The organism is Silvimonas amylolytica (assembly GCF_014645555.1).
Classification (GTDB): Bacteria; Pseudomonadota; Gammaproteobacteria; order Burkholderiales; family Chitinibacteraceae; genus Silvimonas; species Silvimonas amylolytica.
On record NZ_BMLY01000001.1, the window covers coordinates 77,909 to 103,920 of the forward strand.

Genomic DNA, 26,012 nt, shown 5'->3' on the forward strand with positions numbered 1-26,012 from the left:
CTGATTACTGGCGCATCGGCAAAACCTCGTCAGTCACGCTAGAATACGCCCCATTTCCCCTCAGACAGACCCCGGCTGCCCACCCTTGGCCGCCGTACAGGAACGCACACGCAATGGCAGTAGAGCCCACCTCCAAGAGCAAGTCCGGCAAGGTAGATTCATCCACGCAACACACGCCGATGATGGCGCAATACCTGAGGCTGAAAGCGGATCATCCGGACAAGTTCGTGTTCTACCGCATGGGGGATTTCTACGAGCTGTTTTATGACGATGCGGTCAAGGCATCCAAACTGCTGGACATCACGCTGACCACGCGTGGCCAGTCTGCGGGCGAGCCAATCCGCATGGCGGGCGTGCCGTATCACGCCGTCGAACAGTACCTGGCCAAACTGGTGAAGTTTGGCGAATCCGTAGCCATTTGCGAGCAATTTGGTGATCCGGCCACTACAAAGGGGCCGGTTGAACGCCGCGTAGTGCGAGTGGTGACGCCAGGTACGCTGACTGATGCGGCGTTACTGGATGACAAGACCGAAAACCGTATCCTGGCGCTGACCCTGGAGAAGGGGGCCTTGGGCATGGCATGGCTGTCGCTGGCATCGGGTGATTTTGCGCTGATGGACACCACGGCAGAAAAACTGATGTCCGAACTGGAGCGCCTGCGCCCGGCAGAGATATTGATTGCTGATGGCGCCATGCTGGCGTTGTTTGATCAGATGAGCGCGCCGGTGCGCCGTCTGTCGCCGTGGCAGTTTGATCGCGAAAGCGCCGCGCGCAATCTCACCCGCCATTTTGCCGTGCATGATCTGGCCGGTTTTGGGGTGACGGACGAAACGCTGGCATTGGGCCCGGCGGGCGCGTTGCTGGAATACGTGCGCAGCACGCAGGGCGGCGTGGTACCGCAGCTCGCTGGTTTGCGGGTAGAAAGCCACACCCAGTTCATCGAACTGGACGCCGCTACCCGCCGCAATCTGGAGTTGACGGAGACCATTCGTGGCGAGGCTTCGCCAACGTTGTTCTCATTGCTTGATCGTTGCGCGACGGGCATGGGTTCGCGGTTGTTACGTCACTGGCTGCATCATCCGCTGCGACAGCATGGCCCGATCCTGGAACGCCAGGAGGCGATCGGCGCTTTGGTGGACAGTGGCGTTTACGTCGACATCCACCGCGTGCTGGATGATGTCGCAGATATAGAACGTATTGCCAGCCGGATTGCCCTGCGTAGCGCCCGCCCACGTGATCTGGCCAGTCTGCGTGACAGCCTGGTCTCGCTGGCGCGTTTGCCGCAAACCCTGCCGCAACAACCTTTTTTTGCGGGTCTTTCTCAGGCATTGCAACCGGACCTTGCGTTGCACAGCATGCTGGCGGCAGCGATCAAGCCTGAGCCCGGTGTTGTCCTGCGGGAAGGTGGCGTGATCGCAGATGGGTTCTCGGCAGAGCTGGACGAATTGCGCGCCATTCAGACCGGCGGCGGCGAGTTCCTGGCGCAGATGGAAGCCCGCGAGCGGGAACGTACTGGCATCGCCAATCTGCGTGTCGAGTACAACCGCGTCGCTGGCTTCTTTATTGAGGTGACCAATTCGTATCTGGATCAGGTGCCGCCAGAGTATCGGCGTCGCCAGACCATGAAAAACTGTGAGCGCTTCATCACGCCAGAACTGAAGGTGTTTGAAGACAAGGCGCTGTCCGCACAAGATCGCGCGCTGGCGCTGGAAAAACAGTTGTATGAGGCGCTGCTGGAAGACCTGCAATTTCATTTGCCGGCGCTGCGTCTGGCGGCGCATGCGGCAGCAACGGCTGATACCCTGGCATGTCTTGCTGCACGGGCAGTTGAGTGCAATTACGTTGCGCCGCAATTTGTCGACGAAACGGTATTGCACATCGACGCCGGTCGCCACCCGGTGGTTGAGTCGCAAATTGATGACTTCATCCCCAATGGTGTGGATTTTGCCGCAACACGCAAGCTGCTGTTGATTACCGGGCCGAACATGGGGGGTAAGTCGACCTACATGCGGCAGGTGGCGTTGATTGTATTGTTGGCGCACGTGGGTTCCTGGGTGCCGGCAACGGCGGCGACGATTGGTCGGGTGGATCGCATCTTTACGCGTATTGGCGCATCTGACGACCTGGCGGGTGGTCGCTCTACCTTCATGGTGGAAATGACCGAAACCGCCAACATCCTTAACAATGCCGGCGAACACTCGCTGGTACTGATGGATGAAGTAGGGCGCGGCACATCAACGTTTGACGGCCTGGCCCTTGCCTGGGCGATCGCCCGTGCGTTGATCGAGAAAAACCGTGCGTATACCTTGTTCGCGACCCACTACTTTGAACTGACCCGCCTGGCCCAGGATTACCCGCAGGTTGCCAACGTGCACCTGGATGCCGTAGAGCACAAAGACAAGATTGTGTTCCTGCACGCAGTGCAAGAAGGCCCGGCATCGCAAAGTTATGGCGTTGCGGTGGCCAGTCTTGCCGGTGTGCCGCGTGAAGTGGTGCGACAGGCTCGTCGCAAGCTGGTGGAACTGGAACAGCACAGTGTCACGAATGGTCTGCAAGGCGATTTGTTTGCAGCGCCGCTGCCGGAAGAGCCAGAAGAACCGGCGGCAGATCCCTTGCTGTTGGCCCTGGATGAAGTCAATCCGGATGAGATGTCACCGCGGGAAGCCTTGCAAGTTTTGTACCGGCTGAAAGAAATTTCAGGAAATTTGTAACGGGGTTGCTTACGAATTGTAAGGTGGTGTGATAAGGTACACGCCCCATTGGACCGTCCGTCTATTTCCCCTATCGTTTACAGGGTCGTTTGCTACGATTCTGGTCTGGTGACGCAACAGAGCTCAACCAAACCCTTTATGCATACCAATAAAAAAGCCTCGAGGAGTTGATTGTGAACATTGCAAGTGAGCCGGTGAATGTCCCGGCAAATGGCTCGGATCCACTGGATTCGGGGGTTGCGCGGTTTCTTGGGTTGACCGGAACGGACGACGGTATCAAGCTCAATGATATCCGCTCCAAAGCCGCCGGCGAACTCAAACGTTTCGGTGACGATCTGGGCCAACATCTCAAAGAAATCGATATTACCGTGCCGCCAGCCGTTCAGTTACGCAGTGCCGAGGATGGCAAGGTGGCGGTTTTTGGTGACCACTTTGGTAAGGAAAAAATTGAAACTTTCATCAACGCCGATACACGCCTGATGAAATGGTTCAAGGAAGTCGAAGTGTTGCACGAGATCCTGCGTCGCGCTGAATTGCGCGGCAGTGGTCAAACGACTGAGGGTCAGCATTTCAATCTGGGCTTGACCAGTCTGGGCAGCATTGCATTTTTCTCTGCCGACTGAGCCCTTAAACAGCACTGCAACAAGACCGCCGTCAGGCGGTCTTTGTTTTTGTGATCGTACTTACAGCGCATCTGATTAATAACCACAACTGCTGGCAGGGTTTTGTTGCCAGCTCTAAGTTATAATCGTGGATTGAATTCAGGAAAGATCGCATGAAAACCACCCGCGCCCGTCGGCCGCAGCCAGCTATCAGAGAGCAAAAAACCGGACAGAACCAAAAGGCCGCTGCTGGCGTTCGCCGCACGCGTACCAAGGATGCGTCCGACAACTGGCACAGCGGCCCGCGTGAAGAAACCGGTGCGCGTGGTGTAGTCGCCAGGACATCGGCACGTTCTGGCCCGCGCGCGGCGACGACAGCGCGCCCGGCCAATACGCGCCCGGCGACGGACGCGGCCGGTGCTGCAGCGACGACGACAGAGACGGCAGCCAAACCGCGTACCGCCAAGGTGAGCGTGAGTCGTGCCAAGAAGATGCTGGTGCGTCATGGCTCGGCCAAACAGGTGGAAACGCAAAAACAATTGCGTGCCAAGCGCCTGACCTCAGATCAAGTCGGGGAAGAGCGCCTGCAAAAAGCGCTGGCGTTCAGCGGTTGGGGTTCGCGTCGCGAAGCGGAAACCTGGATCGAGCAAGGCCGGGTTTCGGTCAACGGCAAAATTGCGGAACTCGGCGCCAAGGTCAAACAGGGCGACGACGTGCGCGTGGATGGCAAACGCGTTGCACTGCGCTGGGCCGATCGGTTGCCGCGTATTGTCATGTATCACAAACAAGAGGGCGAACTGGTCACGCGTGACGACCCGCAAGGCCGCGTCACCGTGTTTGACCGCCTGCCCAAGCTGGCTTCCAGCAAGTGGGTAGCGATTGGTCGTCTGGACTTCAACACCAGCGGCCTCTTGCTGTTCACCACCTCGGGCGATCTGGCCAACCGCATGATGCACCCCAGCTTTGCGGTCGAGCGTGAATACGCTGCGCGCATTCTGGGTGAACTCACCGGTGAACAAATGAACGAAATGACCCGTGGCATCGAGCTGGATGATGGCAAGGCCCACTTCGATCACATCTCGGACTCGGGGGGTGAAGGTGTCAATCACTGGTATCGCGTGGTGCTGCGTGAGGGCCGTAACCGCGAAGTGCGCCGGATGTTTGAGCATTACGAAATGACCGTCAGCCGTCTGATGCGGGTGCGTTACGGCATGTTCCATCTGCCGGCACGTCTCAAACGCGGCCAGTTCTATGAACTGAACGAAACCGAAGTACTGGCAGCGATGAAATGGGCCGATCTGCGCATCAACGGCCAGACCAAAGATTATTGATCTACCCGTGGGTTGATTTGACGGAAGCGCGTCATGAACAAGGCATTTACCAAAGAGAGCGATGACGACGGCGATCTGCCGCCAGAACTGCAGGTGCCGGCGGGCAGCAAGAACTACATCACGCCCGGTGGCTGGAAAAAGCTGCGTGAAGAGCTGCATCACCTCGTGAATAAAGAGCGCCCGGAACTGACGCAAGTGGTGAACTGGGCCGCCAGCAACGGCGATCGATCTGAAAATGGGGACTACCTTTATGGCAAGCGTCGCCTGCGCCAGATCGACAGCCGCATCCGCTTTCTGACCAAGCGCCTTGAAAATGCGGAAGTGGTTGACCCGGAAACCCGGGAAGCCACTGACCAGATTTTCTTTGGCGCGACCGTCACCTATGCCCGGGAAGATGGTCGCGAAGAAACCGTCAGCATTGTTGGCGTGGATGAAACCAACCCGCCGCGCAATCACATCAGCTGGACGTCGCCGGTCGCGCGCGCGTTGCTCAAAGCGCGTGAGGGCGATGCCGTCCTCTTACGGACGCCGGCTGGCATTGAAGAGCTTGAAGTTCTCACTGTGATGTATGTCGCGGTAGAGACAGAGCCCGCCGCCTGATTTCACTGTTTTTGCGGCAGGCTGGCGGCGTCTGTATGCTGTTTGCATGACAGAACAAGAATTGATCGCACCTGCCAAAGCCAGCCTGTTTCGCCGCGTACTGCGCAATATGGCCTGCCGTATTGCGCTTGCCTCCCTGGTCCTTTCCGCGCTGGGTTATTACTACAGCTACACGCGGTATCAGACCGAGGCACTGGCCAATCTGGGCAAGTACATTGAAGCACGCAGCCAGATTGAGTCCAATCTGTTCTTGCAGGCCGAGACCAATACCAAACTGCTGCGCAACGAGTTCGTCCGTCGTTATGCGCAAGTGCAAAATAGCGACCCAGCCCCCGAGTTTCACCGTTTGTTCAAACAAGACCGCGATGGCATGTGGCGCGTGCGTCCGGAACTGGATGACTTCGAGTACAAAGCCACCGTGGCCATTCTGCCGCGCGTCAAGTTGACCGATGAATTCATGCGCCAGGCGCTGCTGGCCTACGAGTTGTGTGGCCAGTTTGGCCAGGCGAACCGCAACCGATACTACGACACCTTTGTAGATCTGAATGTCTCTGATGGCAGCGTGATGTTCCTGCCAGACCTGAACTATGCCCGTAATGGTTCGGTAGCTGATTTCGCGGTTGATCTGGAAACCGAACTGGGTGCCACGCCCGAGCGCAATCCTGAACGCAAAACTTTCTGGACAGGCATCTACTTCGACAAGCAAGCCATGGAATGGATGGTCTCGGTGGTGACGCCGATTGATTATCTGGGGCGCTATATCGGCGGTTCTGGCCAGGACGTGCTGCTGGATCAACTGATCCAGCGCACCAACAGTGTCAGCATCCCGGGCACTTACAATTTTATTGTGACGCGCGGCGGCCAGTTGATTGCCCACGCTGATCGCATGACCCAAATCCATCAGGCACATGGCGAGTACGACTTGCGTACCGCTAACGACCCGGTGCTGCGGGACTTGTACTACGCCGCCATCAAAGCGACGCCGTCGCAGCCGTTTGTAGAGTCGCCGGACGGCAAATCATGGCTGGGGGTATCCGGTATTTCCGGGGCCGACTGGATGTTTGTCGTTGTTTATCCAAAGCGCCTGTTGCAAGAGAAAGCTGCCGTTGCGGCCAGCATGGTGCTGTTGTTGGGGCTGATTGCGCTACTGGTTGAACTCGGCTTGCTGGCTTGGGTGTTGAAGATGGATGTGGCAAAGCCTTTGTCACGCCTGAAATCGGCCATTCAAACGCTCGCACACGGCCAGACCTCAGACCAGCTGGATATCCACCGCGACGACGAACTCGGCGAACTGGCGCGTAATTTTGATGCGATGGCGCAGAGGGTGGCCAATCACCGGCATCATCTGGAAGAACTGGTTGCCGAGCGGACCGCTGAGCTCGCCCAAACCAATGCGGACTTGCATAGCGCCAATCAACAACTGACCCATCTGAACGACGAAAAAAACGAACTCCTGGCCATTGCCGCGCATGACTTGAAAAACCCGGTCGCCAGCATCGGTGGCATGGCGGGCCTTGTTGCCGAAAAACTGCATGAATGGCCAGCAGAGCGCATCAAATCGCGCCTGTTCGGCATGCAGCAACTGGCTGGCCGGTTGCAGCAAATTGTCAGTAACTTGCTGGACATCCACGCGCTGGAATCCGGGCAGTTTCGGGCGCAACTGGAAAGCGTAGAGCTGGACCCGTTGATGGCAGAGTTACTGCAAAGCTGGGACGCCAGGTTGCAAGACAAATTCCAGCACGCATCGTGGTTGCCCAGTGGGCTTTCGGTGAAAGCGGATCGCGAAGCACTGTGGCAGGTGCTGGACAATCTGCTGTCAAATGCCTCCAAATATTCGCCCGCTCATAGCCCGATCACGCTAACGGCACTGGTGCGCGGCAAGTCGGTAGAGATCCGTGTGGCCGATCAGGGGCCGGGCATTGCACTCCATGAAATGGACAAGTTGTTCCTCAAATTCAGCCGTCTTTCAGCTGTTCCGACAGGGGGGGAGCACGCGACCGGGCTTGGGTTGTCGATTGTTAAAAGGCTGGTAGAGAGCATGCAGGGTACCGTGCATTGCCACAGCCAGCTGGGCAACGGCGCAACCTTCCTGGTGAACCTCCCGGTGGCGGCCTGAAGCCTCAGCGGGTAAAATGCCGCTCTTCCTAAAGTGTTTGTTCGCGGAGTTTGTCTTTCATGCGCCAGTACCTTGATTTGCTGCAACATGTGCTCGACCACGGAACGCGCAAGGAAGACCGCACCGGCACTGGCACCATCAGTTATTTTGGCGCCCAAATGCGCTTTGATCTGGCAGATGGTTTCCCGCTGGTTACTACCAAGAAAACCCACCTGAAATCCATCATTTATGAATTGCTGTGGTTTCTGCGCGGCGAGACGAATGTGGGCTGGCTGAAGGAAAACGGTGTCACGATCTGGGACGAATGGGCGCGTGAAAACGGCGACCTGGGTCCGGTTTACGGCTACCAGTGGCGTAGCTGGCCGACGGCGGACGGCCGCCATATCGATCAGATCAGCCAGGTGATCCAGCAGATCAAAAACAACCCGGATTCGCGCCGGCTGATTGTTTCGGCCTGGAATGTGGGCGAAATCGAAAACATGGCTTTGCCGCCATGCCATGCTTTCTTCCAGTTCTACGTGGTCAACGGCAAGTTGTCTTGCCAGTTGTATCAGCGTTCTGCCGATCTGTTCCTGGGCGTGCCGTTCAATATCGCGTCTTACGCATTGTTGCTGATGATGGTGGCTCAGGTGTGTGATCTGGAGCCGGGGGAGTTTGTCTGGACTGGTGGTGATTGCCACATTTACCTGAACCATATGGAACAGGTGAAAACCCAGCTTTCCCGCGAACCACGCTCACGGCCGACCATGAAGATCAACCCGGCTCGTCGCAATATCTTTGACTTCGAATACGCAGACTTCGTACTTGAAGGCTATGACCCGCACCCGGCGCTGAAGGGCGCGGTAGCAGTCTGATTGACGACTTGCCGCGAACATGGCCCGCCAGTGCGCGGGCTTTTTCTTTTGTGGCAAGGTCTATCATTGGTTTTGTCTCACCCACCTTGCAATAGTCGCCGACATCGGTCGGCGTGGAGTATCCACTATGAATCGCATTGCCACTCTGGCTTGCATGCTGCCAAAGGCAGAGCTACACCTGCACATTGAAGGCACCCTCGAGCCTGAACTGGCATTTAGGCTGGCTGAACGCCATGGTGTCGCCATGCCCTGGCCCGACGTTGAAGCGCTGCGCGCCGCGTATGATTTTTCAGATCTGCAGTCGTTTCTGGATTTGTACTACGCCGGGGCGAACGTCCTGCGCACTGAGGAAGACTTTTACGATCTGACGCATGCCTATCTCGTGCATGCGCACGCCGATAATCTGCGTCATGTCGAAATCTTTTTTGATCCGCAAACACATACCGAGCGCGGTGTCGCGTTTGAAGATGTCTTGGGCGGTATTCGCCGTGCCTTGCTGGAGGCCGAGCGCGAGTGGGGTATCAGCTTTAAAGTGATCATGTCTTTCCTGCGTCATTTGTCCGAGGCCGATGCGTTGGCAACGCTGGATGAAGCACGCCCATATTTGCACCGTATTGATGGTGTTGGTCTGGATTCCAGCGAGATGGGTCATCCGCCATCCAAATTCGCACGTGTGTTTGCAGAATGCCGTGAACTCGGCTTGCCGGTGGTGGCCCATGCGGGCGAAGAAGGTCCGCCGGAGTACATTGAAGAGGCGCTTGATCTATTGCGCGTCAAACGCATTGACCATGGCGTGCGTGCGCTTGAAAGCGATGCGCTGATGGATCGCCTTGCAGCGGAGCAAATTCCGTTGACGGTTTGTCCGCTCTCCAACGTCAAACTCAAGGTCTATGACGATCTCTCCGCGCATGGTCTGCGCAAAATGTTGGCGCACGGCGTGAAAGTCACCATCAACTCGGATGACCCGGCTTACTTCGGCGGTTACGTAAACGATAACTTTGTCGCCTGTGTCGAGGCGCTCGCGTTGACGGAGGAGGAGGTCATCAAACTGGCCCGCAACAGCATAGAAGCGAGCTGGCTGGAAGCAGCACGGCGTGATGCGCTGCTGGCTGAAGTCGACGCCACCGTGGCGCAATGGCGTGCTCGATAAACTGCGATTGATGCACAAAAAAACGGCGCTCTGAAGCGCCGTTTTTTGATTGCCAGACCAGACTTATTTGATCACATTGAGTGCTTCATAGCATGCACCCATGGTGTGGTAGTCCGTCTTGCCTGCTGGTGACTTTTCATCATCCACCTTGCCGTTTTCCGGCGTCAGAATGCGGTACCAGGCGCCATACTTGTGGTCCACAAAGAATTCCCAGCTGTATGCCCAGATGCGCTCATACCATTCCCAGTATTTGGCATCGCCAGTGCGGTTGGCTAGCAGCGCAGCTGCGGCAAAAGATTCGGCCTGCACCCAAAAATATTTGTCGCCGTCGTACAGCTTGCCTTCCAGATCGTAACCGTAAACCAGGCCACCGTGTTCATGGTCCCAGCCATGCTCCATGGCGCGGTCAAACAGTTCGCGGGCACGGTCCAGATGCCATTCCGCCGGAGCATGACGATCCAGTATCAACAGCAGTTTCGCCCACTCGGTCTGGTGTCCGGTCTGAAAGCCCCAAGGACGAAATATGTTCGTGCGATCGCCCTTGTTGTATTCCAGATCTGGCGTCCAGTCGGTACGGAAATGCTCCCAAACCTGCCCGCCAGTACGGCCAGCCTGAACGATGGTGAAATTCTTGGCCAGGGTTTTGGCGCGTTCCAGATAACGCTGCTCACCGGTGGCTTCAAATGCCGCCAGCATCGCTTCGCAGGCGTGCATGTTATCGTTCTGGCCTCGATAATCATCCAGCTTCCAGTCCGCGCTGGCCTCGCTGCCATACATGCCATGCTCTGGCAGCCAGAAGTGCTTTTCCATCAGGTCGTAGGTTTCGCCCAGCCACTCAGCGGCCTGGGGAATACCGGAGCGCACGCCACAAGCATAGGCAAGCATGACAAACGCCAGGCCGTAACACATATTGGTGCTGTCGGCGACTTTGCCATCCTTCAATACCCATGCGTAACCCCCTGTTTGCGGGTTGCGATGGACATTGCGAATAAAGTCGATGCCGTGTTGTACGCGTTCTTGATATTGCGGCTGCTGAAACTGCAGCCATGCCATCGCATTGTTGAAGACAAAGCGCGTAGAAGAGACAAGGTGGCGGGTCGATTTATCGTAAATCTCGCCGTCATCTTTGTAGTAATGGTAGAAACCGCCGTGCGTGTCGACCGAACGCGGGTCGTAAAAGGACATGGTGTGACGGATGTGATCCAGCAAAAACTGGCGACTGCGGAATTCGGGGCGGTTGGTACTCATGAGGTCTCCTGCCAATAGAGGGAAGCTAAAATACGGACGGCGGAGGAAAGCGGGCGTCCATCGCAAGCCCCATGCTGCTCGCAGTGCTCGCCCACTATACTTGCGTCCTTGCAATCAACTCTTTTTTGCAGATTCTACGGATGCGTTGTGAAGAGGTCTGTACGGTATCCCCCCACGCTTGCCTCGTGTCAGCAACAGAGTTAGATTTTGATAATGTAATGATTCCATGCTGTGTGGCGCCGCCGCCGGCAACAACTGTATAGAGGCAGGAGCAACGATATGCGAAATCTGTTGGCATTGGCCGTGTTGTGCGGATGCGCTGCACTGGCACAGGCCCAGATCTACAAGTGGAAAGACGCGAACGGCAATACCCAGTATTCGGATACGCCGCCGCCGCCGACCGCGAAAGCCCAGGTTGTGAACGTCAAAACAACAAACGTGACCAGCGTACCTGCGACCAAGCAGGCCAGTGGCAGTGCTGCCGCCGCTGCCAGTGCTGCAGCCGCAGCGCCGACCAAGGTAACCACCCTGGATCCAACCGCCTGCGCCAATGCGCACAAGCGGCTTGATTTCCTGCAGAACGCTACGCGTTTGCGCGCCATTAACGACAAGGGCGAGGTGGAGATGCTGGATGCCGACAAGAAACAGGCCCAGATCAATCTGACGCAGGCGGATATCAAGAAGTATTGCGAGGAATAATCTGGTGCTGGCCCGACTGCAAGGCAGCGCAGTCACCATAAACAAAAACAGGCGCTTTCAGGCGCCTGTTTTTGTTTGGGTGCAACGCTGCCGAATCAGTTTGAAACGGCGGTAATCAGCAGTTCTACGCGACGATTCAGAGCACGACCGGCCTCTGTTGCATTGGATGCGCGGGGTTCATTCACGCCGCGCCCCTCCACTTGCAGGCGCACGGCATTGACCTGGTGTGCAGTGAGATAGTCGCTCACAGATTGCGCGCGACGTTGTGAGAGGGCCAGATTGTAATCCGCCTTACCCACATTATCGGTGTAGCCAACGATGCCAACGGTAGTTTTGCCGTATTGGTTGAGGACATGGGTGATCTTGTCCAGTGTCGGCGTGAAACCCGACTTGAGCACGGCAGAGCCGGTATCAAAGCCGGTGGTCGAGGTCATGGTCACCTTGATCTGGCTGTCGCTCAGGCGTTGCAAGGTGATGTTGCCGACCTGAATTTCCGGAGCCAGTTGTTTTTGCAGGTCTTTGGCCTGTTTGTCCATGTAGGCGCCGATAGCGCCGCCGGCCAGGCCACCACCGACCGCGCCGATCAGCGCGCCACGACCACGATGATTCTTGTCCACTGCGGCGCCAATAGCTGCACCGCCCACAGCACCAATCAAGGCGCCAGTCTCAGTGTTATTCATGCTGCGCTTGTCGCCCAGATCGTTGGCACAAGCAGAGAGCAAAAGGGCGCTGATCAGCGCTGGAATGACGATTTTACGCATGCGGTTGTTTTCCCGGGTTTGAGTGGGCTTATAAGAGATTTGGAAGCGTGAGTATGGCTGGGCTGATCGCATTTGTAGATGCAGGCAATCACACCTCAAGCGCGTGCAGATTCAGGAATGGACGATAGATAATTGGCGTTTATGCCTGGTTGTTGGCATTTGGCCAGACCAGTGCCTGAGCCACGATCACGCTGGTGCCGTTAAACGTGGCGGCGGGCGATCCGTAAAGTTGGTAACCCAGGGCGAGCGCCTCGCTGACCCGGCGGCAGAAAGCCGCATCATCCGGGCCGGTGAGCAGGCGGTAAACAGGCAGGTTATCTGGCGGCAGGGCGGACATGACGTTTGGCGGGCTGGTCAGTTTATTCTTCAGCGTTCCCGCCGCCTTTCTTCATGACCTTGCCTTCCGCTGCGCGCTGGCGTCGCACTTCCTTGGGGTCGGCAATCAGTGGGCGGTAGATCTCGACGCGATCTTTCTCGCGGAGCACCGTGTCGGGTTTGACGGCTTTGGCGAAAATGCCAAGCTTGTTCACGGCCAGATCGATTTCCGGGAATTCGGCCAGAATGCCGGAGCGACGCACGGCTTCTTCTGCGGTGGTGCCTTCTGGCACTTTCACGCTCAACAGTTTCTGTTTGTCACGCGTGGCGTAGACTACTTCAACAACGATGTCATGGCTCATGCTGGCCGCCTTTTTCAGTCGTAAAGCTTGTCGGCACGCGTAATGAATGCATCGACAAAGGTATTGGTAATCCGCGAAAACACCGGGCCGATCACGGCCTCAATCATGCGGTTGGAAAATTCATAATCCAGCGCGAATTCGATCTTGCAGGCGTCTTCGTCCAGGGCAGTGAATGTCCACTCACCATGAAGCGCCTTGAAGGGACCATCCGCAAACTGCATGTCGATGCGGGAAAAGGGCTCCCGGATGTCACGGGTCCGGAAAAAGGTTTTCACCTTGAGGAACTCAATGTGGACGGTGACATCCAGCATTTCGTCAGTGCGTTCGTGCACGTTGATTCCGCCGCACCACGGCAGGAATTTCGGGTAGTCTTCTACCCGGTCCACAAGATTGAACATGCGTTCGGCACTGTGCGGGACCAGCAGGGATTTTCGTATGCGCTGCATGTCTGGCGTAAACTAACAGGCTTTTCACAAGAATTGACGCGGCAACGCGTCAGCATCGCCGCTTCGACCGTGAATGAAATCTGTCTGGTTGCATATTTGCCAAACCGGACAAAAACAGTAAACCAGAAGAACGGCGATTTGATTTAATTACAAAATGACCGAGCATCCTACCGCCCTCGTCCCTGACACGCAACATGACAACCTGCGCTTGCCGCCGCATTCCATTGAGGCAGAGCAATCGGTGCTGGGTGGCTTGTTGCTGGACAACCCTTCGTTTGACCGTATTGCCGATATTCTGGGTGAGGCGGATTTTTACCGTGATGATCACCGGCGCATTTTTCAGCACATTGTTCGCCTGATTGAACACAACCGGCCGGCCGACGTGATTACCGTGGCCGAATCGCTGGATAACAATAACGAACTCACTTACGTTGGCGGCCTGTCGTACCTTGGCGCGCTGGCGCAAAACACGCCCTCGGCGGCCAATATCCGGCGCTACGGCGAAATCGTGCGTGAGAAGTCCGTGATGCGCCAATTGGCTAGCGTGGCGAACGAGATCGCGGATGCCGCATACAGCCCCAACGGGCGTGAAGCCACCGAACTCCTGGACGAAGCCGAATCCAAGGTGTTTCAGATCGCTGAGCAATCAGCCAAAGGACAGCAGGGCTTTATTGCCATGCCGCCGATCCTGAAAGAAATCGTCGAGAAGATCGATTATCTATATCGGCAGGACAACCCGTCGGAAATCACCGGCGTGGCCTCGGGCTTTGTTGACCTCGATAAAATGACCTCTGGCTTGCAACCAGGCGATCTTGTGATTGTGGCCGGCCGCCCATCCATGGGCAAAACCGCGTTTTCAGTGAACATTGCCGAGCACGTTGGCACTGAGCTGAAAAAACCGGTTGCGATCTTTTCCATGGAAATGGGCGCGGCGCAGCTGGGCATGCGGATGGTGGGTTCGATTGGCAAAATCGACCTGCACAAGCTCAAGACAGGGCGGTTTGAAGATGAAGACTGGACCAAACTGACCTATGCCATCAACAAGCTCTCTGAAGCCCCGATTTTTATTGAAGAAACCGGTGCACTGAGCGCTCTGGATATCCGCACGCGTTGCCGGCGTCTGGCTCGACAGCACGGCCAACTGGGCTTGATTGTGATCGACTATTTGCAGCTGATGTCGGGTCGGGCAGGGGCCAAAGACCAGAATCGTGCGACGGAACTGGGTGAAATCTCCCGTTCGCTCAAGGGGTTGGCCAAGGAACTGAAATGCCCGTTGATTGCGCTCTCGCAGTTGTCTCGTTCGGTCGAACAGCGTACCGACAAACGCCCAATGATGTCTGACTTGCGTGAATCCGGCGCCATCGAACAGGATGCGGACATCATCATGTTTATGTACCGCGATGAGTACTACAACCCGGATTCGCAGTTCAAGGGTCTGGCCGAGTGCATCGTGGGTAAGCATCGGAACGGCCCAACGGGCAAGGTGCCGCTGGTGTTTATCGGCAAGTACTCGCGCTTTGATAATGCCCTGGTGAAACCGGAAGGCTGGAGCGGGGATCTGGAGTAATCCCGTTTGCCTGCTTCAAACACACAAAGGCCGGTGCGCCACATCACCGGCCTTTGTCATGTCTGCTGGCTTAATAGGTGTAGAACATGCGCTGGATTTCTTTGGTGTCTTTGGTTTTGGTCAGGGCCAGCATGAGCAGAATGCGGGCTTTCTGCGGGTTCAGCGTGTCAGAGACGACAAAGTCAGTCTTGTCATCATCGTTCTCGCCATTGCGCAGAGTCGGGCCGTTACCAACCCGGGAAGAGCGCAGGATATAAATGCCTTTCTGGCGCAGTTCAGTCAGACGCGCGCGGACCGGCGTTGCCAGACTGCCATCGCCCGTGCCCGCATACACAATGCCCACGTCGCCAGCCGCAACAAATGCGTCAATAGCCAGTGTATTGGCGTTGGCTGAGCCATAGGCAATATCCACTGCGGGTAAATGGTCGAGTTTCGAGATATCGAATTCGGTCTCCGCCGTATGTTTTCTGGTTGTGGCGCGGTAGTACTGCGGCTTGCCGCTGACGATGTAGCCCAGGTCGCCCAGTTCTGGCGAGCGGAAGGTGTTGGCTAGCATGGTGTTGGTCTTGGTGACATCGCGCGCGCCCAGAATTTCGTCATTCATGGCAACCAGTACACCGCGATTGACTGAATCAGGGCTGCCTGCAACAGCGACGGCGTTATACAAATTAATTGGACCATCTGCACTGATGGCGGTGGAAGGGCGCATGGAACCCACAATCACCACCGGTTTTTTGCTTTTCACCGTCAAATTGAGAAAATAGGCTGTTTCTTCGATGGTGTCGGTGCCGTGCGTGATCACGATGCCGTCCACATCGCTTTGCTTGAGCAAAATGTTGACGCGCTTGGCCAGGGTGAGCCAGTTTTCGTTGGTCATGTTTTCACTGGCAATCTGGAAAACCTGTTCGCCGGTCACATTGGCGACTTGTTTAAGTTCTGGCACGGCTTCGATCAGTTTTTCCACGCCGACCTTGGCGGCGGTATAACCGACCGTAGTCGTGCTGGTTGCGCCGGTGCCAGCAATGGTGCCCCCGGTAGCGAGAATCACCACATGAGGCAGTTTGTCAGCGGCCCATACGGCCGTGGCACTGCAAGTGATGGCAATAAACAGTGCGCGTTGAAACAGCTTGGTCAGCATAAAACTCTCCAGACAATGTTTTTCAGTGGGTATGACTTGAAAACAACGAAACCTGTTTTCGTTTGGCTGGGTGGCCAGATCACGTTTCAAATGGGTGGGCCAGCCTGAAAGCAAGTTTTGTCATGGCATAAAAAGCATGATCCGTGCCCCATGCTGACAACATTGCTGAAAGCACTGTCAGGGATTTCGTTAATACCAATCGGCAAAGACTGGGCCGGTGTGTTGCTCAACGTGATGATTGATAAGGAATAATCGTGAAAGTGATCGCTTTTTCGAACCACAACCCCCAACCCGTGATTGACTTCCCTCGGCCAGAGCGACTGGTTTCTGGCAACCCGCAGCGCACCACATGGCTGCACTACGACAATGCAGCAAATGGTTTTTCGAGCGGTATATGGGCATCTGAAGTGGGGAGTTGGCGAATTGAATTCGGTCCGGCTGAAGAAGAGTTCTTCAGCATCATTGAAGGGCGTGCGCGGGTTTATGACGAGGCAGGGGCGTTTGCGGAAGTGGGTCCGGGCGAGGCATTGGTGATCCCGGCCGGGTTCAAAGGCCGTTTTGAAGTGCTGGAGCCTGTGAAGAAATACTTCGCAATCTACGAAAAGGCCGCAAGCTAAAGCGCAAAGTGCAAGACCGAATCTGTCAGCCATGAAAAAAGGCCCGCATTAGCGGGCCTTTTCTTTCATTGAGTCGTGGCAGCCAAACCGTATGAGCAGACCAGATTAGTGGTGTGCCGGCTGACGTTGCTGCTTTTCTACGACCAACGCGTTATAGGGTGCGAACAGGTAAAACGGTGCAAACAGGAATCGCCAGCCGTGCATGGCGCTTTTGACCGTAAAGTGCATTTCTTCCGCATCGGTATCAAATACCAGCGGCGGAGTTTTACCCCAATCCAGTTGGGCCTGCAGAACATGGCGACCAGGGGGAAGTGAAGCGGTAAGGCAATGACCGGGCGCCGTATGACCCAGTGGGTGTCCATCTAACAACATGCGCGGCTGACGGCCCAGTGCGCCCTGACGATGAATCTTGATCGTTGGCATTGATCCTCCATCTTGTAGTTGTAACAGTCGCTCAACCGGCTACTGGCGTAAACCAGTCCCTCCCCGGGGTGTACTGACGACCGAACAGCGCACAGCGTACACGTCGGTATGTTGGTTGGGTAGCCCCTGAAGAGCTTGCCTTGGCAAATAAAATTACGGGTTTATTGGGATAGCGGCTGATACCACTTGACCGTCCGTCAGGTGTATACGGGGCAGGGGTGAAGCTGTCACCAAGCTGAAAAGAATGCCATGTTTGGCTTTTGAAAACGAATTCAATGCCGGATTTATGTAGTCGGAAAATGATTCGCATCAAAATGGGGCCTGTAGACCCCGCGCATATCAGTCGTGAGTAGAGACCACTTGTCCCGTCATTGCGACTCTCTGGGTAATATCAAAAAAGTAAAAAGCGGGCCGAAGCCCGCTTTGTATGAGTGACTGATGCCGCTTTGGTTAGAGCGTTTCTGCGGCGTAATCGGCCAGCCGCGAACGTTCGCCCCGTTGCAGGGTGATATGTCCGGAGTGGGTCCAGGACTTGAACCGGTCCACCACGTAAGTCAAGCCGGATGACCCCTCGGTCAGGTAGGGCGTATCAATCTGGCTGATATTGCCCAGACACACCACCTTGGTGCCCGGGCCTGCGCGGGTGATCAGGGTCTTCATTTGCTTGGGCGTGAGGTTTTGCGCCTCATCAATGATCAGGAACTTGTTCAGGAAGGTGCGCCCACGCATGAAGTTGAGAGACTTCACCTTGATCCTGCTGCGGATCAGGTCACGTGTGGCGGCGCGGCCCCAGTCGCCCGCCTCGGCGTCGGTCTGGTTGAGCACATCCAGGTTGTCTTCCAGTGCGCCCATCCACGGTTGCATCTTTTCTTCTTCTGTCCCGGGCAAGAAGCCAATATCTTCACCGACCGGCACCGTGACGCGAGTCATGATGATTTCGGAGTAAATCTTGGATTCCAGTGTCTGGACCAGGCCCGCAGCCAGCGTCAGCAGCGTTTTACCTGTGCCAGCCTGGCCCAATAACGAGACAAAATCGACGTCCGGGTTCATCAGCATGTTGAGCGCAAAATTCTGCTCGCGATTGCGGGCAGTGACGCCCCAGATGGCGTTCTTCTGGTGGGAGTAGTCTTTCAGGCTCTCTATCTTGGCGGTTTTGCCTTCCAGTTCCACCACTCGCGCCGCCATAGGGCGATCGCCTTGCTGGAACAGCAACTGGTTGGGGTAGAGGTCGATCACCTCTGGGCCTTTCAGTCGCCAGTAGCTGCGGCCGCCTTCTTGCCAGCTTTCCAGATCTTTGCCGTTTTTCTCCCAGAAGGTCTGGTCGATCTCGCGCATGCCGGTGTAGAGCAGGTCGGTGTCTTCAAGGACCTTGTCGTTGAAATAGTCTTCCGCCGCCAGACCCAGTGCACGCGCCTTGATGCGCATGTTGATGTCTTTGGAAACCAGAATAACCTGGCGCTTGGGCTGCATTTGCTGCAGGTGGTGCACGACGCCGAGAATCTGGTTGTCGGCTTTGCCCATGGGCAACTGGGAAGGCAAAACGCTGGTGATGGCTTCCGTCTGCAAGAAAAGGCGGCCAGATGCTTGTCCCTTGCTGGCATCTTCCAGTGATACACCGGCATGCAGGTCTTCTTCGCGACCGGCAATCAACTCTTCGATAAAGCGGCTGGTTTGACGGGCGTTGCGGGCAACTTCCGTCATGCCTTTCTTGTTCCCGTCCAGTTCTTCCAGCGTCATCATGGGCAAGAAGAGATCGTGCTCCTCAAACCGGAAGATTGATGTGGGATCGTGCATCATGACATTGGTGTCCAGCACGAACAGCTTCGTTTCCTGGCTTTTCTTCGTTTTGCGGGTGGCCATCGGGCTCTCCTTGTAGACGGGCGGATCAATTCGCATGGGCAACACCAACAAAAAACGGCCTGCAAAGCAGACCGTTTTCCCCTTTATTTCAGGCCCTGCACGACGCTGAGCACTGCTTCAACGTGGCCGGGTACTTTCACCCCGCGCCACTCATGAACCACCTTGCCCTCCTTGTCGATGACGAAGGTGCTGCGTTCCACGCCGCGCACCTGTTTGCCGTACATGTTCTTCATTTTCATGACGCCAAAAGCATTGCACGCCGTTTCGTCCGGGTCGGAGATCAACTCGAACGGGAACGACATTTTTGCTTTGAAGTTTTCGTGGGATTTGATGCTGTCGCGGCTGATGCCGAAGACACGCGCGCCGGCGGCGGCAAAGTCCGCGTGCTTGTCGCGAAAGTCAGAGCCTTCTACCGTGCAGCCAGGTGTGCTGTCTTTGGGGTAGAAGTACAGGACAAAGGCTTCGCCCTTGAGCGAGTCCAGGTTGAAAGTCGCACCACCCGTCATGGGCAACTCAAAAGACGGGCAGGATTCATTGAGCATCTGTATTCTCCGTTGTTTTTCGGGATGCTTGCCCCTCTGATTTCATTCTGGTCAATGCAATCACAAGCGGCAAGTAAGAAGAAAGCGTTTTGCAAAAATGCCGCAGGTGCTGTCGTTGGTGGACAGCATCTCAAAATACGTCGCGTTTGCCGGTGCGCAATCATGTAGGCCACACGTGCCAGTCAGGTGCAGTTACAATAACTCCCATTTTGTGTAGATGGTGTGACAACGATGAGTATCAAGTCCGATAGATGGATCCGCCGCATGGCCGAAGAACACCAGATGATCGAGCCCTATGTGCCAGGGCAGGTCAAAATGGTGAATGGCGAGCGCATCGTGTCGTATGGCACCTCCAGCTACGGCTACGACATCCGCTGTGCCGATGAATTCAAGGTGTTCACCAACCTGAACTCCACCATTGTTGACCCGAAGAATTTCGACGAAAACAGCTTTGTCGATGTGTCCGGCAAGGGCTATTGCATTATCCCGCCGAACTCCTTTGCGCTGGCCCGCACCGTGGAATACTTCCGGATTCCGCGCAATGTCCTGACCGTTTGCCTGGGTAAATCCACTTACGCGCGCTGCGGCATCATTGTGAATGTGACGCCGTTTGAGCCGGAGTGGGAAGGTTACGTGACGCTGGAGTTTTCCAATACCACGCCGCTGCCAGCCAAGATTTACGCCAACGAGGGCGTCGCTCAGGTGCTGTTCCTTGAGGCCGACGAAGATGATGTCTGCGAAACCAGCTATCGCGATCGGGGTGGCAAGTATCAAGGGCAGGTCGGCGTGACGCTACCAAAGACCTGATGCGCAGATGCGCCTCACCCGGAAAAGACCGCCTTGCGCGGTCTTTTTTGTTTGCGTGACGCGAGCACCAAACCTGCCCGCGCAGGTTATGCCGGGCTTGCGCAGTCGCGGCCACAGTCTTGAATACAAGGAAACCGGATGGCAGGTTGTGGGTCAACCTGCCATTGTTCCTGTTTGCCCAGTCTGTGGAGTGATCTCATGTCTTACCTTGCATCAGAATCCCGTTACGATCAGATGGTGTACCGCACCTGCGGTAAAAGTGGTCTCAAGCTGCCGGCTTTGTCGCTGGGCTTGTGGCATAACTTTGGGGGCACAACGTCACTGGAAAAACAGCGGTCTTTGCTGCGGACTGCGTTTGATCTGGGGATTACCCATTTTGACCTCGCCAATAACTACGGCCCGCCGTATGGCAGCGCGGAAAGCAATTTTGGCGAATTGTTCCGTCAGGATTTCAAGCCGTATCGCGATGAGTTGATTATCTCTAGCAAAGCCGGTTGGGACATGTGGCCGGGCCCTTATGGCCAGGGTGGCGGCTCACGCAAATACGTGCTGGCCAGTCTGGATCAGAGCCTGACGCGGTTGGGCCTCGATTACGTGGACATCTTTTACTCTCACCGGTTTGACCCGGATACGCCGCTGGAAGAAACCGCAGGGGCGCTGGCCACTGCGGTGCAACAGGGCAAGGCGCTGTATGTGGGCATCTCATCCTATTCGCCCAACAAAACCCGCGAAATGGCGGCGTTGCTGCGGGAGTGGAAAATACCCCTGCTGATTCACCAACCGTCCTACAACATGCTCAATCGCTGGGTGGAGCATGGGTTGCTGGATGCGATCGCCGATGAAGGCGCTGGTTGTATTGCTTTTACGCCGCTGGCGCAGGGATTGCTGACCGATAAATACCTTAACGGGATTCCGGAGCATGCCCGGGTCAATAATCCAGGCGGTGGCTCGCTGCACAAAGATCACCTGAATGACGAGAACTTGAATCGCGTCCGTGCGCTGAATCAGATTGCGGGTCGTCGTGGCCAGAGTCTGGCGCAGATGGCCCTGGCGTGGGTATTGCGCGATAAACGCGTCACGACGGCGCTGATTGGTGCCAGTACACCAGCGCAAATCAAGGAAAACGTGGGTGCGCTGAGCAAACTGGATTTCACCGCTGAAGAACTGGCCGAAATCGACCGCCACGCAGTGGAAAGTGGCATCAATCTGTGGGAAAAACCCTCGACCGACCAGCGCCCTTGATCGCCGTCAGGGTGTCGCGCATGGCGTGCTAGAATCGCCGCCATGCGCTATCACCTCGTTATTCCTCACGGCATCTGGCCGGATGCCGAACTGCAATCACAGATTACTGCGGACCTGAAACTGCCCGCGCTTGGACAAATGCTGGGTCGGGGGCAGTCTTTGCCTGCCCGCGCCCAATCCTGGCATGACTGGCTCGCCGAGCGGTTTGAGGTGCCTGGTTTGCCCGTCGCGCCACTGACCATGGGGGTTGATTTGCCAGATGCCGAACCTGGCTACTGGCTACGCGCCGATCCCGTCCACTTGCACGTGGGCCGTGATCAATTGTCTTTGCAGGATGGCCACAGTTTTCCGATCAGCCAGGCCGATGCCGACGGCCTCGTACACAGTCTCAATCAGCTGTTCAGCGAGGATGGGTACCATTTTGTCGCAGCCACGCCCCAGCACTGGTATCTGCGCGTACCGCAAGACCCGCGCCTGATCTGTACACCGGTCGATACCGTGAATGGCCGCAATATCGACCCTTTTTTACCCAAGGGGCCGGATGCACTGCAATGGCACCGCGCTCTGAATGAAATCCAGATGCTGTTTTATACCCACCCGGTGAACGACGCCCGTGAAGCGCGTGGCGAGCCACCAATCAGCTCGGTCTGGTTCTGGGGTGGTGGACAGTGGCCACTGAGCCGCACTCCGGTGCTGCCTACAGCGCGGGTCGTGGCAGATGACCCGCTGGTACAGGCTTTGGCACGGGCCGCTCGCGTGCAGGCAGATCCATTGCCTGCGCGGATGGAAGGTCTTCCGGCGCAAGACACCATGATCGTGTTAAGTGCATTGGGAACGGAGTTGGTTGCCAATGACCCTCAAGGCTGGCGTGATGCCTGGCAAAAACTGGAGTTGACCTGGTTTGCGCCATTGCTGGAAAGCCTGAAGTCGGGCCGGATTAACAGCGTAGCGTTTTCATTGCCGGAAGCCGGGCTGGCAGTGGAAGCCGACCGCAGCCTGCGCTGGAAATTCTGGAAGGGGTCACGGTTGCCGTGGCCGAACCGATGACACCAGCGGCGAATTGACTATGTCCCGGATTCAACCCAGAACCGTACCCGCCCAGATCGAAGCCAAACTGCGTCAGGCCGGCTATTCAGCCCTTGAGGCCCGACTGTACGCCTCACGCGGCATCGGCGATGAACACGAGCTTGAATATGACCTTGCACGCCTGATTCCGTGGTCGCAACTGAAAGGCGCGGCCCAGGCGGCCGTGCGTCTGGCCGATGCAATCGAGCGCAAAGAGCGCATTTTGATCGTGGCGGATTACGATGCAGATGGGGCAACCGCTTGTGCGATCGGAATCAAGGGGTTGGGCATGCTGGGTGCCACCATCAGCTTTGTGGTGCCCAATCGGTTTGAGTACGGTTATGGTTTGACGCCAGAAATTGTCGAACTGGCTGCGCAGCAATCGCCTGATCTGATTCTGACAGTGGATAACGGCATTGCCAGTGTGGCTGGGGTGACGGCCGCAAAAGCGCGCGGTATTGATGTATTGATTACCGATCACCACTTGCCGGGTGAAAGCCTGCCCGATGCCTTGATCGTTAATCCGAATCAGCCTGGGTGTGAGTTCCCGTCTAAAAACCTCGCCGGTTGCGGTGTGATGTTTTATGTGCTGATGGCTACGCGAGCTGAAATGCGGACACGCGGGGCGTTTGCCGGTCAGCCCGAACCCAATCTGGGACAGTTGCTGGACCTTGTGGCGCTCGGCACCGTCGCCGATGTGGTCAGGCTGGATGCCAATAACCGCATCCTGGTTGAGCACGGACTGAAACGCATGCGCAGCGGCAAAGCCAGCGACGGGGTATTGGCACTGTTCAATGCGGCCGGGCGCAATCCGCATCGTGCCAGTTGTTTTGATCTTGGTTTTACGCTGGGCCCGCGCCTGAATGCAGCAGGGCGGCTGGATGACATGAGTCTGGGCATTGCATGCTTGCTGGCGGGTTCCGAGCAGTCTGCGTTGCCACTGGCCAGTGAACTGGACCAGATGAACCGTGCCCGACGCGACATTGAAGCGGGTATGCGGGACGAGGCAGAAACCATTCTGGCCAGCGTGAATGTCGCTGACAGCTGGAGCATCTGCTTGTACCGCGCAGACTGGCATCAGGGCGTGGTTGGTATTGTCGCATCGCGGGTCAAAGAGCAATTTCACCGTCCGACACTGGTATTCGCCGATGGCGGTGAAGGTGAGATCAAGGGTTCGGGGCGCTCCATTCCAGGTTTGCATTTGCGTGATGCGCTGGACCTGGTTTCCAAGCGCCATGAAGGGCTGATCCTGAAGTTTGGTGGGCACGCCATGGCCGCGGGGCTGAGTCTGCGCACTGAAGATTTTGCACGCTTTCAACAAGCGTTTGAGGCGGTGTGCCGTGAATTGATGCCGGTTACGGCCCTGGAACGCATTATCGAAACCGATGGCGCGTTGCCGGAAGAAAGCTACAACATGGATGTGGTGGCGCGACTGGATCATCAAGTTTGGGGGCAGGGGTTCCCGGCGCCTCGCTTTCATGATGAATTTCGCGTGCTGGAACAACGTGTTGTCGGTGAGCGGCACCTTAAAGTCAAACTGGCGACCCGGTTTGGCATGGTGCTCGACGGCATCCGGTTTGGCAGTCCGCAAGCTTTGCCGGATAAAATCACCGCCGTGTTCTCGATCAGTATTAACGAGTTTCGTGGCGAGCGCATTTTGCAGTTGCAACTGGAGCATTGCGAGTAAACGCAAACACGCGCGCCGGCGTCCGGCGCATTGACGGAGACATGGATTTGACCCTGCAGCGGTTGGTGTTCTTTGCTCTGTGCTCGTGCTGGCTTGCCATCGCGCACGCCACCCTGATGACGCAGCAGGAGGCTGCCAGTAGCGGTAATCGTGCGTGTAAACCGGCTGGTGGCGGCATGGTGGACTGTATTGATGTCGAAACACCGCCCGCCGCACCCGCGAATGATCCGTCCATTCAACCATTGCCTGCCATGCAGTACCCCGGTGAGTCCATTCCCGCGCCGAGTGTCGAGCCACCCATTAAACCGGCGCTGGACGACGTGCCGGCCGCCTTGCCGGGCAATCAGTTGACCCTGGGTTGGGATATCAACTTTGGTACGACTGCGCAGTACTGGGAGATTTGGGATAACGGTGAGCTGCGCGTGCGCACACAAAGCTTTACCCAGCGTACCTTGCTCACCAGCAAAGACAGCGCAGCCAAGGCTGTCTCGGTGCAAAGTGGCGTCTACACGCTCGCTGACCTGGCACCAGGCCGGCATGAAATCCAGATTCGGCTGTGCAATACCGGCACGAAAAATGAACCTGTGTGCACGTTATTGAACGCCAACACCTGGGTAGGCGGAGCTAAAGGAGATGGCAAACCTTCGGCGCCGGAAATCGAATGGTTGCCGGCGGTAACGACCGGTGAACCGGTCAAGATTACCTGGCACTTGTGGTGGGGTACGCCTGGGCATTACTGGCAGGTCGTGGACGACAAAAAAGTGCTGTTTGAATCCACCGCGTTTGGCGAGGACGAATCAAACAGCCAGATGGGTGAAACCACGCTGACGGGGCTTGCGCCAGGCAAACACAATCTGAGTGTGCGACTGTGTACCAAACTGGCCTGCACGCCTAGCGAGGTTTACGCGCTGGAGGTGGTCGGTACGCAACTGTCGGGCATCGTGCCGCAACTGGCCTTGGGAGGGAGTACCGCAGATTCGTATATCCTGGCCTGGTCCTTGCCTGTGGCTGCAGCCCCTAATGCGCCGCTACGCTGGCAGTTGTTCGATGCCGATAGCAAGATCGCGTTTGGCGATATTCAGAAGCACACGGTGCAATGCCAGCAGGGCGTCGAAGAATCCGCGCAAACCGTCAGTGCAACGCGCAGTTATTGTGGCAGGGTACGTATTCTGCGCGCTGAGGTGCCTGTGCATATGGCCGTGCAGGTGTGCTTTGATGACGATGATTGCCGTGTCAGTCAGCCGCTTGCCATCGCCGATGCCGCTACGGCACCGCAACCCACTGCGCCTGCGGCAAATCTCAGCAAGAACCCACCGCCGCCGACAGCGGAGGATATGGAGTCGCCAGCACAAACGCCCGCAGCTTCCATGCCTGCTGCAATCGATCAGAACAGCAAGCCGTTTGATCTACCTGATAACTCCACGCGTGTACCGGCCAAATGACCCAGCACAGCAATCCACCAGATGATGGTTTTGTGTTTGTTTATGGCACGCTCAAGCAAGGGTGCCGCAATCATCACTGGATGCGCGGTACACCATGCATGGGCCCGGCGCGAACAGTGGACAGTTATGCGCTTTATCTGGAACAGCGCATTCCGTTTCTGTTCAAGGGTGAATCACGCTACCCGGTGACGGGGGAGCTGTATGACGTCGATGCGGAGCAACTGGCGCATCTTGACGTGCTGGAGCGGCACCCGGAATGGTATACGCGGGAGCGGATTGCCGTGCGTGCTCCAGACGGCTCCCAAGTTGAAGCCTGGGCGTATTTCTGCCCTGCGCCGATCGGCAGGCTGTTGCCGGATGGGGTTTATCTGGAGCAACTGGACTAGATCGCCAAAGGCCTCGCAATGACAAAGCCGCCATGACTGGC

The 26,012-nt window shown here is 56.7% G+C and carries 25 protein-coding genes; 16 read left to right on the plus strand and 9 right to left on the minus strand.

Features of this window, described 5'->3' with window-relative positions; translation table 11 throughout:
- Positions 1 to 113: 113 nt before the first annotated feature.
- The 7 genes from mutS (at position 114) to IEX44_RS00385 (ending at position 9,364) form a co-directional block, all read left to right on the plus strand.
- On the plus strand, positions 114 to 2,711 hold the full coding sequence (gene mutS / locus IEX44_RS00355) for a DNA mismatch repair protein MutS (protein WP_229678669.1): 2,598 nt from the start codon (positions 114 to 116) through the stop codon (positions 2,709 to 2,711).
- Positions 2,712 to 2,884: 173 nt separating this feature from the next.
- Complete coding sequence (locus tag IEX44_RS00360; protein ID WP_188687594.1) at positions 2,885 to 3,334, plus strand: hypothetical protein; 450 nt, start codon at positions 2,885 to 2,887, stop codon at positions 3,332 to 3,334.
- A 152-nt stretch (positions 3,335 to 3,486) separates the two neighbouring features.
- Positions 3,487 to 4,644, plus strand: coding sequence for a 23S rRNA pseudouridine(2605) synthase RluB (rluB, locus tag IEX44_RS00365; protein WP_188687595.1), 1,158 nt, complete (start codon positions 3,487 to 3,489; stop codon positions 4,642 to 4,644).
- Positions 4,645 to 4,677: 33 nt separating this feature from the next.
- Positions 4,678 to 5,244, plus strand: coding sequence for a transcription elongation factor GreB (greB, locus tag IEX44_RS00370; protein WP_188687596.1), 567 nt, complete (start codon positions 4,678 to 4,680; stop codon positions 5,242 to 5,244).
- A gap of 46 nt (positions 5,245 to 5,290) precedes the next feature.
- The gene (locus IEX44_RS00375; protein ID WP_188687597.1) at positions 5,291 to 7,360 is read left to right on the plus strand and encodes an ATP-binding response regulator; all 2,070 of its coding nucleotides are present in this window, start codon (positions 5,291 to 5,293) and stop codon (positions 7,358 to 7,360) included.
- 59 nt (positions 7,361 to 7,419) lie between these two features.
- On the plus strand, positions 7,420 to 8,214 hold the full coding sequence (locus IEX44_RS00380; protein ID WP_188687598.1) for a thymidylate synthase: 795 nt from the start codon (positions 7,420 to 7,422) through the stop codon (positions 8,212 to 8,214).
- Between the two features lie 127 nt (positions 8,215 to 8,341).
- Complete coding sequence (locus IEX44_RS00385) at positions 8,342 to 9,364, plus strand: adenosine deaminase (protein WP_188687599.1); 1,023 nt, start codon at positions 8,342 to 8,344, stop codon at positions 9,362 to 9,364.
- A 63-nt stretch (positions 9,365 to 9,427) separates the two neighbouring features.
- Here the strand turns inward: IEX44_RS00385 and IEX44_RS00390 are convergent, their stop codons facing one another.
- Positions 9,428 to 10,612 carry an AGE family epimerase/isomerase gene (locus IEX44_RS00390; RefSeq protein ID WP_188687600.1) on the minus strand — a complete coding sequence of 395 codons (1,185 nt, stop codon included), beginning with the start codon at positions 10,610 to 10,612 and terminating at the stop codon, positions 9,428 to 9,430.
- A gap of 279 nt (positions 10,613 to 10,891) precedes the next feature.
- On the opposite strand from IEX44_RS00390, the gene IEX44_RS00395 reads away from it, so the two are divergent.
- On the plus strand, positions 10,892 to 11,311 hold the full coding sequence (locus IEX44_RS00395) for a DUF4124 domain-containing protein (protein ID WP_188687601.1): 420 nt from the start codon (positions 10,892 to 10,894) through the stop codon (positions 11,309 to 11,311).
- Between the two features lie 95 nt (positions 11,312 to 11,406).
- Here the strand turns inward: IEX44_RS00395 and IEX44_RS00400 are convergent, their stop codons facing one another.
- From IEX44_RS00400 to IEX44_RS00415, 4 genes are all read right to left on the minus strand, one after another.
- On the minus strand, positions 11,407 to 12,072 hold the full coding sequence (locus IEX44_RS00400) for a YiaD family glycine zipper/OmpA-like lipoprotein (protein ID WP_188687602.1): 666 nt from the start codon (positions 12,070 to 12,072) through the stop codon (positions 11,407 to 11,409).
- A gap of 139 nt (positions 12,073 to 12,211) precedes the next feature.
- Positions 12,212 to 12,409, minus strand: coding sequence for a DUF1737 domain-containing protein (locus IEX44_RS00405; protein WP_188687603.1), 198 nt, complete (start codon positions 12,407 to 12,409; stop codon positions 12,212 to 12,214).
- A gap of 22 nt (positions 12,410 to 12,431) precedes the next feature.
- Positions 12,432 to 12,749: an RnfH family protein gene (locus IEX44_RS00410; RefSeq protein WP_184098584.1), complete on the minus strand. Its 318-nt coding sequence runs from the start codon at positions 12,747 to 12,749 to the stop codon at positions 12,432 to 12,434.
- Between the two features lie 14 nt (positions 12,750 to 12,763).
- Complete coding sequence (locus IEX44_RS00415; RefSeq protein ID WP_188687604.1) at positions 12,764 to 13,195, minus strand: type II toxin-antitoxin system RatA family toxin; 432 nt, start codon at positions 13,193 to 13,195, stop codon at positions 12,764 to 12,766.
- A gap of 154 nt (positions 13,196 to 13,349) precedes the next feature.
- Between IEX44_RS00415 and dnaB the strand changes: the two genes are divergently transcribed.
- The gene (gene dnaB / locus IEX44_RS00420) at positions 13,350 to 14,762 is read left to right on the plus strand and encodes a replicative DNA helicase (protein ID WP_188687605.1); all 1,413 of its coding nucleotides are present in this window, start codon (positions 13,350 to 13,352) and stop codon (positions 14,760 to 14,762) included.
- Positions 14,763 to 14,832: 70 nt separating this feature from the next.
- On the opposite strand, the gene IEX44_RS00425 is transcribed toward dnaB, so the two are convergent.
- Positions 14,833 to 15,900, minus strand: coding sequence for a type II asparaginase (locus IEX44_RS00425; protein WP_188687606.1), 1,068 nt, complete (start codon positions 15,898 to 15,900; stop codon positions 14,833 to 14,835).
- Positions 15,901 to 16,154: 254 nt separating this feature from the next.
- Here IEX44_RS00425 and IEX44_RS00430 point away from each other — a divergent pair, with 254 nt between their 5' ends.
- On the plus strand, positions 16,155 to 16,517 hold the full coding sequence (locus tag IEX44_RS00430; protein WP_229678670.1) for a cupin domain-containing protein: 363 nt from the start codon (positions 16,155 to 16,157) through the stop codon (positions 16,515 to 16,517).
- Between the two features lie 105 nt (positions 16,518 to 16,622).
- Here the strand turns inward: IEX44_RS00430 and IEX44_RS00435 are convergent, their stop codons facing one another.
- The 3 genes from IEX44_RS00435 to IEX44_RS00445 form a co-directional block, all read right to left on the minus strand.
- Positions 16,623 to 16,940 (minus strand): hypothetical protein, encoded by a 318-nt coding sequence (locus IEX44_RS00435; RefSeq protein WP_188687607.1) that lies wholly within the window; start codon positions 16,938 to 16,940, stop codon positions 16,623 to 16,625.
- A gap of 450 nt (positions 16,941 to 17,390) precedes the next feature.
- Positions 17,391 to 18,800 carry a PhoH family protein gene (locus IEX44_RS00440; protein ID WP_188687608.1) on the minus strand — a complete coding sequence of 470 codons (1,410 nt, stop codon included), beginning with the start codon at positions 18,798 to 18,800 and terminating at the stop codon, positions 17,391 to 17,393.
- Positions 18,801 to 18,883: 83 nt separating this feature from the next.
- Positions 18,884 to 19,342: a peroxiredoxin gene (locus IEX44_RS00445; RefSeq protein ID WP_188687609.1), complete on the minus strand. Its 459-nt coding sequence runs from the start codon at positions 19,340 to 19,342 to the stop codon at positions 18,884 to 18,886.
- A 231-nt stretch (positions 19,343 to 19,573) separates the two neighbouring features.
- Here IEX44_RS00445 and dcd point away from each other — a divergent pair, with 231 nt between their 5' ends.
- The 6 genes from dcd to IEX44_RS00475 all read left to right on the plus strand — a co-directional run bounded on the left by dcd (position 19,574) and on the right by IEX44_RS00475 (position 25,971).
- Positions 19,574 to 20,149: a dCTP deaminase gene (dcd, locus tag IEX44_RS00450; RefSeq protein ID WP_188687610.1), complete on the plus strand. Its 576-nt coding sequence runs from the start codon at positions 19,574 to 19,576 to the stop codon at positions 20,147 to 20,149.
- Between the two features lie 198 nt (positions 20,150 to 20,347).
- A complete protein-coding gene (gene mgrA / locus IEX44_RS00455; RefSeq protein WP_188687611.1) occupies positions 20,348 to 21,391 on the plus strand; it encodes an L-glyceraldehyde 3-phosphate reductase in 1,044 nt (347 codons plus the stop codon).
- A gap of 42 nt (positions 21,392 to 21,433) precedes the next feature.
- On the plus strand, positions 21,434 to 22,438 hold the full coding sequence (locus tag IEX44_RS00460) for a hypothetical protein (protein WP_188687612.1): 1,005 nt from the start codon (positions 21,434 to 21,436) through the stop codon (positions 22,436 to 22,438).
- Positions 22,439 to 22,457: 19 nt separating this feature from the next.
- Positions 22,458 to 24,143 (plus strand): single-stranded-DNA-specific exonuclease RecJ, encoded by a 1,686-nt coding sequence (recJ, locus tag IEX44_RS00465; RefSeq protein ID WP_188687614.1) that lies wholly within the window; start codon positions 22,458 to 22,460, stop codon positions 24,141 to 24,143.
- 41 nt (positions 24,144 to 24,184) lie between these two features.
- Positions 24,185 to 25,585, plus strand: coding sequence for a chitinase N-terminal domain-containing protein (locus IEX44_RS00470; RefSeq protein ID WP_188687616.1), 1,401 nt, complete (start codon positions 24,185 to 24,187; stop codon positions 25,583 to 25,585).
- Entirely contained in the window at positions 25,582 to 25,971 is a 390-nt protein-coding gene (locus IEX44_RS00475; RefSeq protein WP_188687618.1) for a gamma-glutamylcyclotransferase family protein, read from the plus strand. Before IEX44_RS00470 ends, IEX44_RS00475 begins: the two co-directional genes overlap by 4 nt.
- Positions 25,972 to 26,012: the final 41 nt, after the last annotated feature.

Bases quoted from the DNA above. Each gene is read 5' to 3' on its own strand.
- IEX44_RS00470 (WP_188687616.1), top strand. From the start codon at position 24,185: ATGGATTTGACCCTGCAGCGGTTGGTGTTCTTTGCTCTGTGCTCGTGC.
- IEX44_RS00385 (WP_188687599.1), top strand. From the start codon at position 8,342: ATGAATCGCATTGCCACTCTGGCTTGCATGCTGCCAAAGGCAGAGCTA.
- mutS (WP_229678669.1), top strand. From the start codon at position 114: ATGGCAGTAGAGCCCACCTCCAAGAGCAAGTCCGGCAAGGTAGATTCA.
- IEX44_RS00460 (WP_188687612.1), top strand. From the start codon at position 21,434: ATGCGCTATCACCTCGTTATTCCTCACGGCATCTGGCCGGATGCCGAA.
- IEX44_RS00425 (WP_188687606.1), bottom strand. From the start codon at position 15,900: ATGCTGACCAAGCTGTTTCAACGCGCACTGTTTATTGCCATCACTTGC.
- IEX44_RS00395 (WP_188687601.1), top strand. From the start codon at position 10,892: ATGCGAAATCTGTTGGCATTGGCCGTGTTGTGCGGATGCGCTGCACTG.
- IEX44_RS00440 (WP_188687608.1), bottom strand. From the start codon at position 18,800: ATGGCCACCCGCAAAACGAAGAAAAGCCAGGAAACGAAGCTGTTCGTG.
- IEX44_RS00380 (WP_188687598.1), top strand. From the start codon at position 7,420: ATGCGCCAGTACCTTGATTTGCTGCAACATGTGCTCGACCACGGAACG.
- IEX44_RS00415 (WP_188687604.1), bottom strand. From the start codon at position 13,195: ATGCAGCGCATACGAAAATCCCTGCTGGTCCCGCACAGTGCCGAACGC.
- IEX44_RS00410 (WP_184098584.1), bottom strand. From the start codon at position 12,749: ATGAGCCATGACATCGTTGTTGAAGTAGTCTACGCCACGCGTGACAAA.
- recJ (WP_188687614.1), top strand. From the start codon at position 22,458: ATGTCCCGGATTCAACCCAGAACCGTACCCGCCCAGATCGAAGCCAAA.
- IEX44_RS00405 (WP_188687603.1), bottom strand. From the start codon at position 12,409: ATGTCCGCCCTGCCGCCAGATAACCTGCCTGTTTACCGCCTGCTCACC.
- IEX44_RS00435 (WP_188687607.1), bottom strand. From the start codon at position 16,940: ATGCCAACGATCAAGATTCATCGTCAGGGCGCACTGGGCCGTCAGCCG.
- dcd (WP_188687610.1), top strand. From the start codon at position 19,574: ATGAGTATCAAGTCCGATAGATGGATCCGCCGCATGGCCGAAGAACAC.
- IEX44_RS00400 (WP_188687602.1), bottom strand. From the start codon at position 12,072: ATGCGTAAAATCGTCATTCCAGCGCTGATCAGCGCCCTTTTGCTCTCT.
- IEX44_RS00390 (WP_188687600.1), bottom strand. From the start codon at position 10,612: ATGAGTACCAACCGCCCCGAATTCCGCAGTCGCCAGTTTTTGCTGGAT.
- IEX44_RS00375 (WP_188687597.1), top strand. From the start codon at position 5,291: ATGACAGAACAAGAATTGATCGCACCTGCCAAAGCCAGCCTGTTTCGC.
- mgrA (WP_188687611.1), top strand. From the start codon at position 20,348: ATGTCTTACCTTGCATCAGAATCCCGTTACGATCAGATGGTGTACCGC.
- IEX44_RS00475 (WP_188687618.1), top strand. From the start codon at position 25,582: ATGACCCAGCACAGCAATCCACCAGATGATGGTTTTGTGTTTGTTTAT.
- rluB (WP_188687595.1), top strand. From the start codon at position 3,487: ATGAAAACCACCCGCGCCCGTCGGCCGCAGCCAGCTATCAGAGAGCAA.
- dnaB (WP_188687605.1), top strand. From the start codon at position 13,350: ATGACCGAGCATCCTACCGCCCTCGTCCCTGACACGCAACATGACAAC.
- greB (WP_188687596.1), top strand. From the start codon at position 4,678: ATGAACAAGGCATTTACCAAAGAGAGCGATGACGACGGCGATCTGCCG.
- IEX44_RS00445 (WP_188687609.1), bottom strand. From the start codon at position 19,342: ATGCTCAATGAATCCTGCCCGTCTTTTGAGTTGCCCATGACGGGTGGT.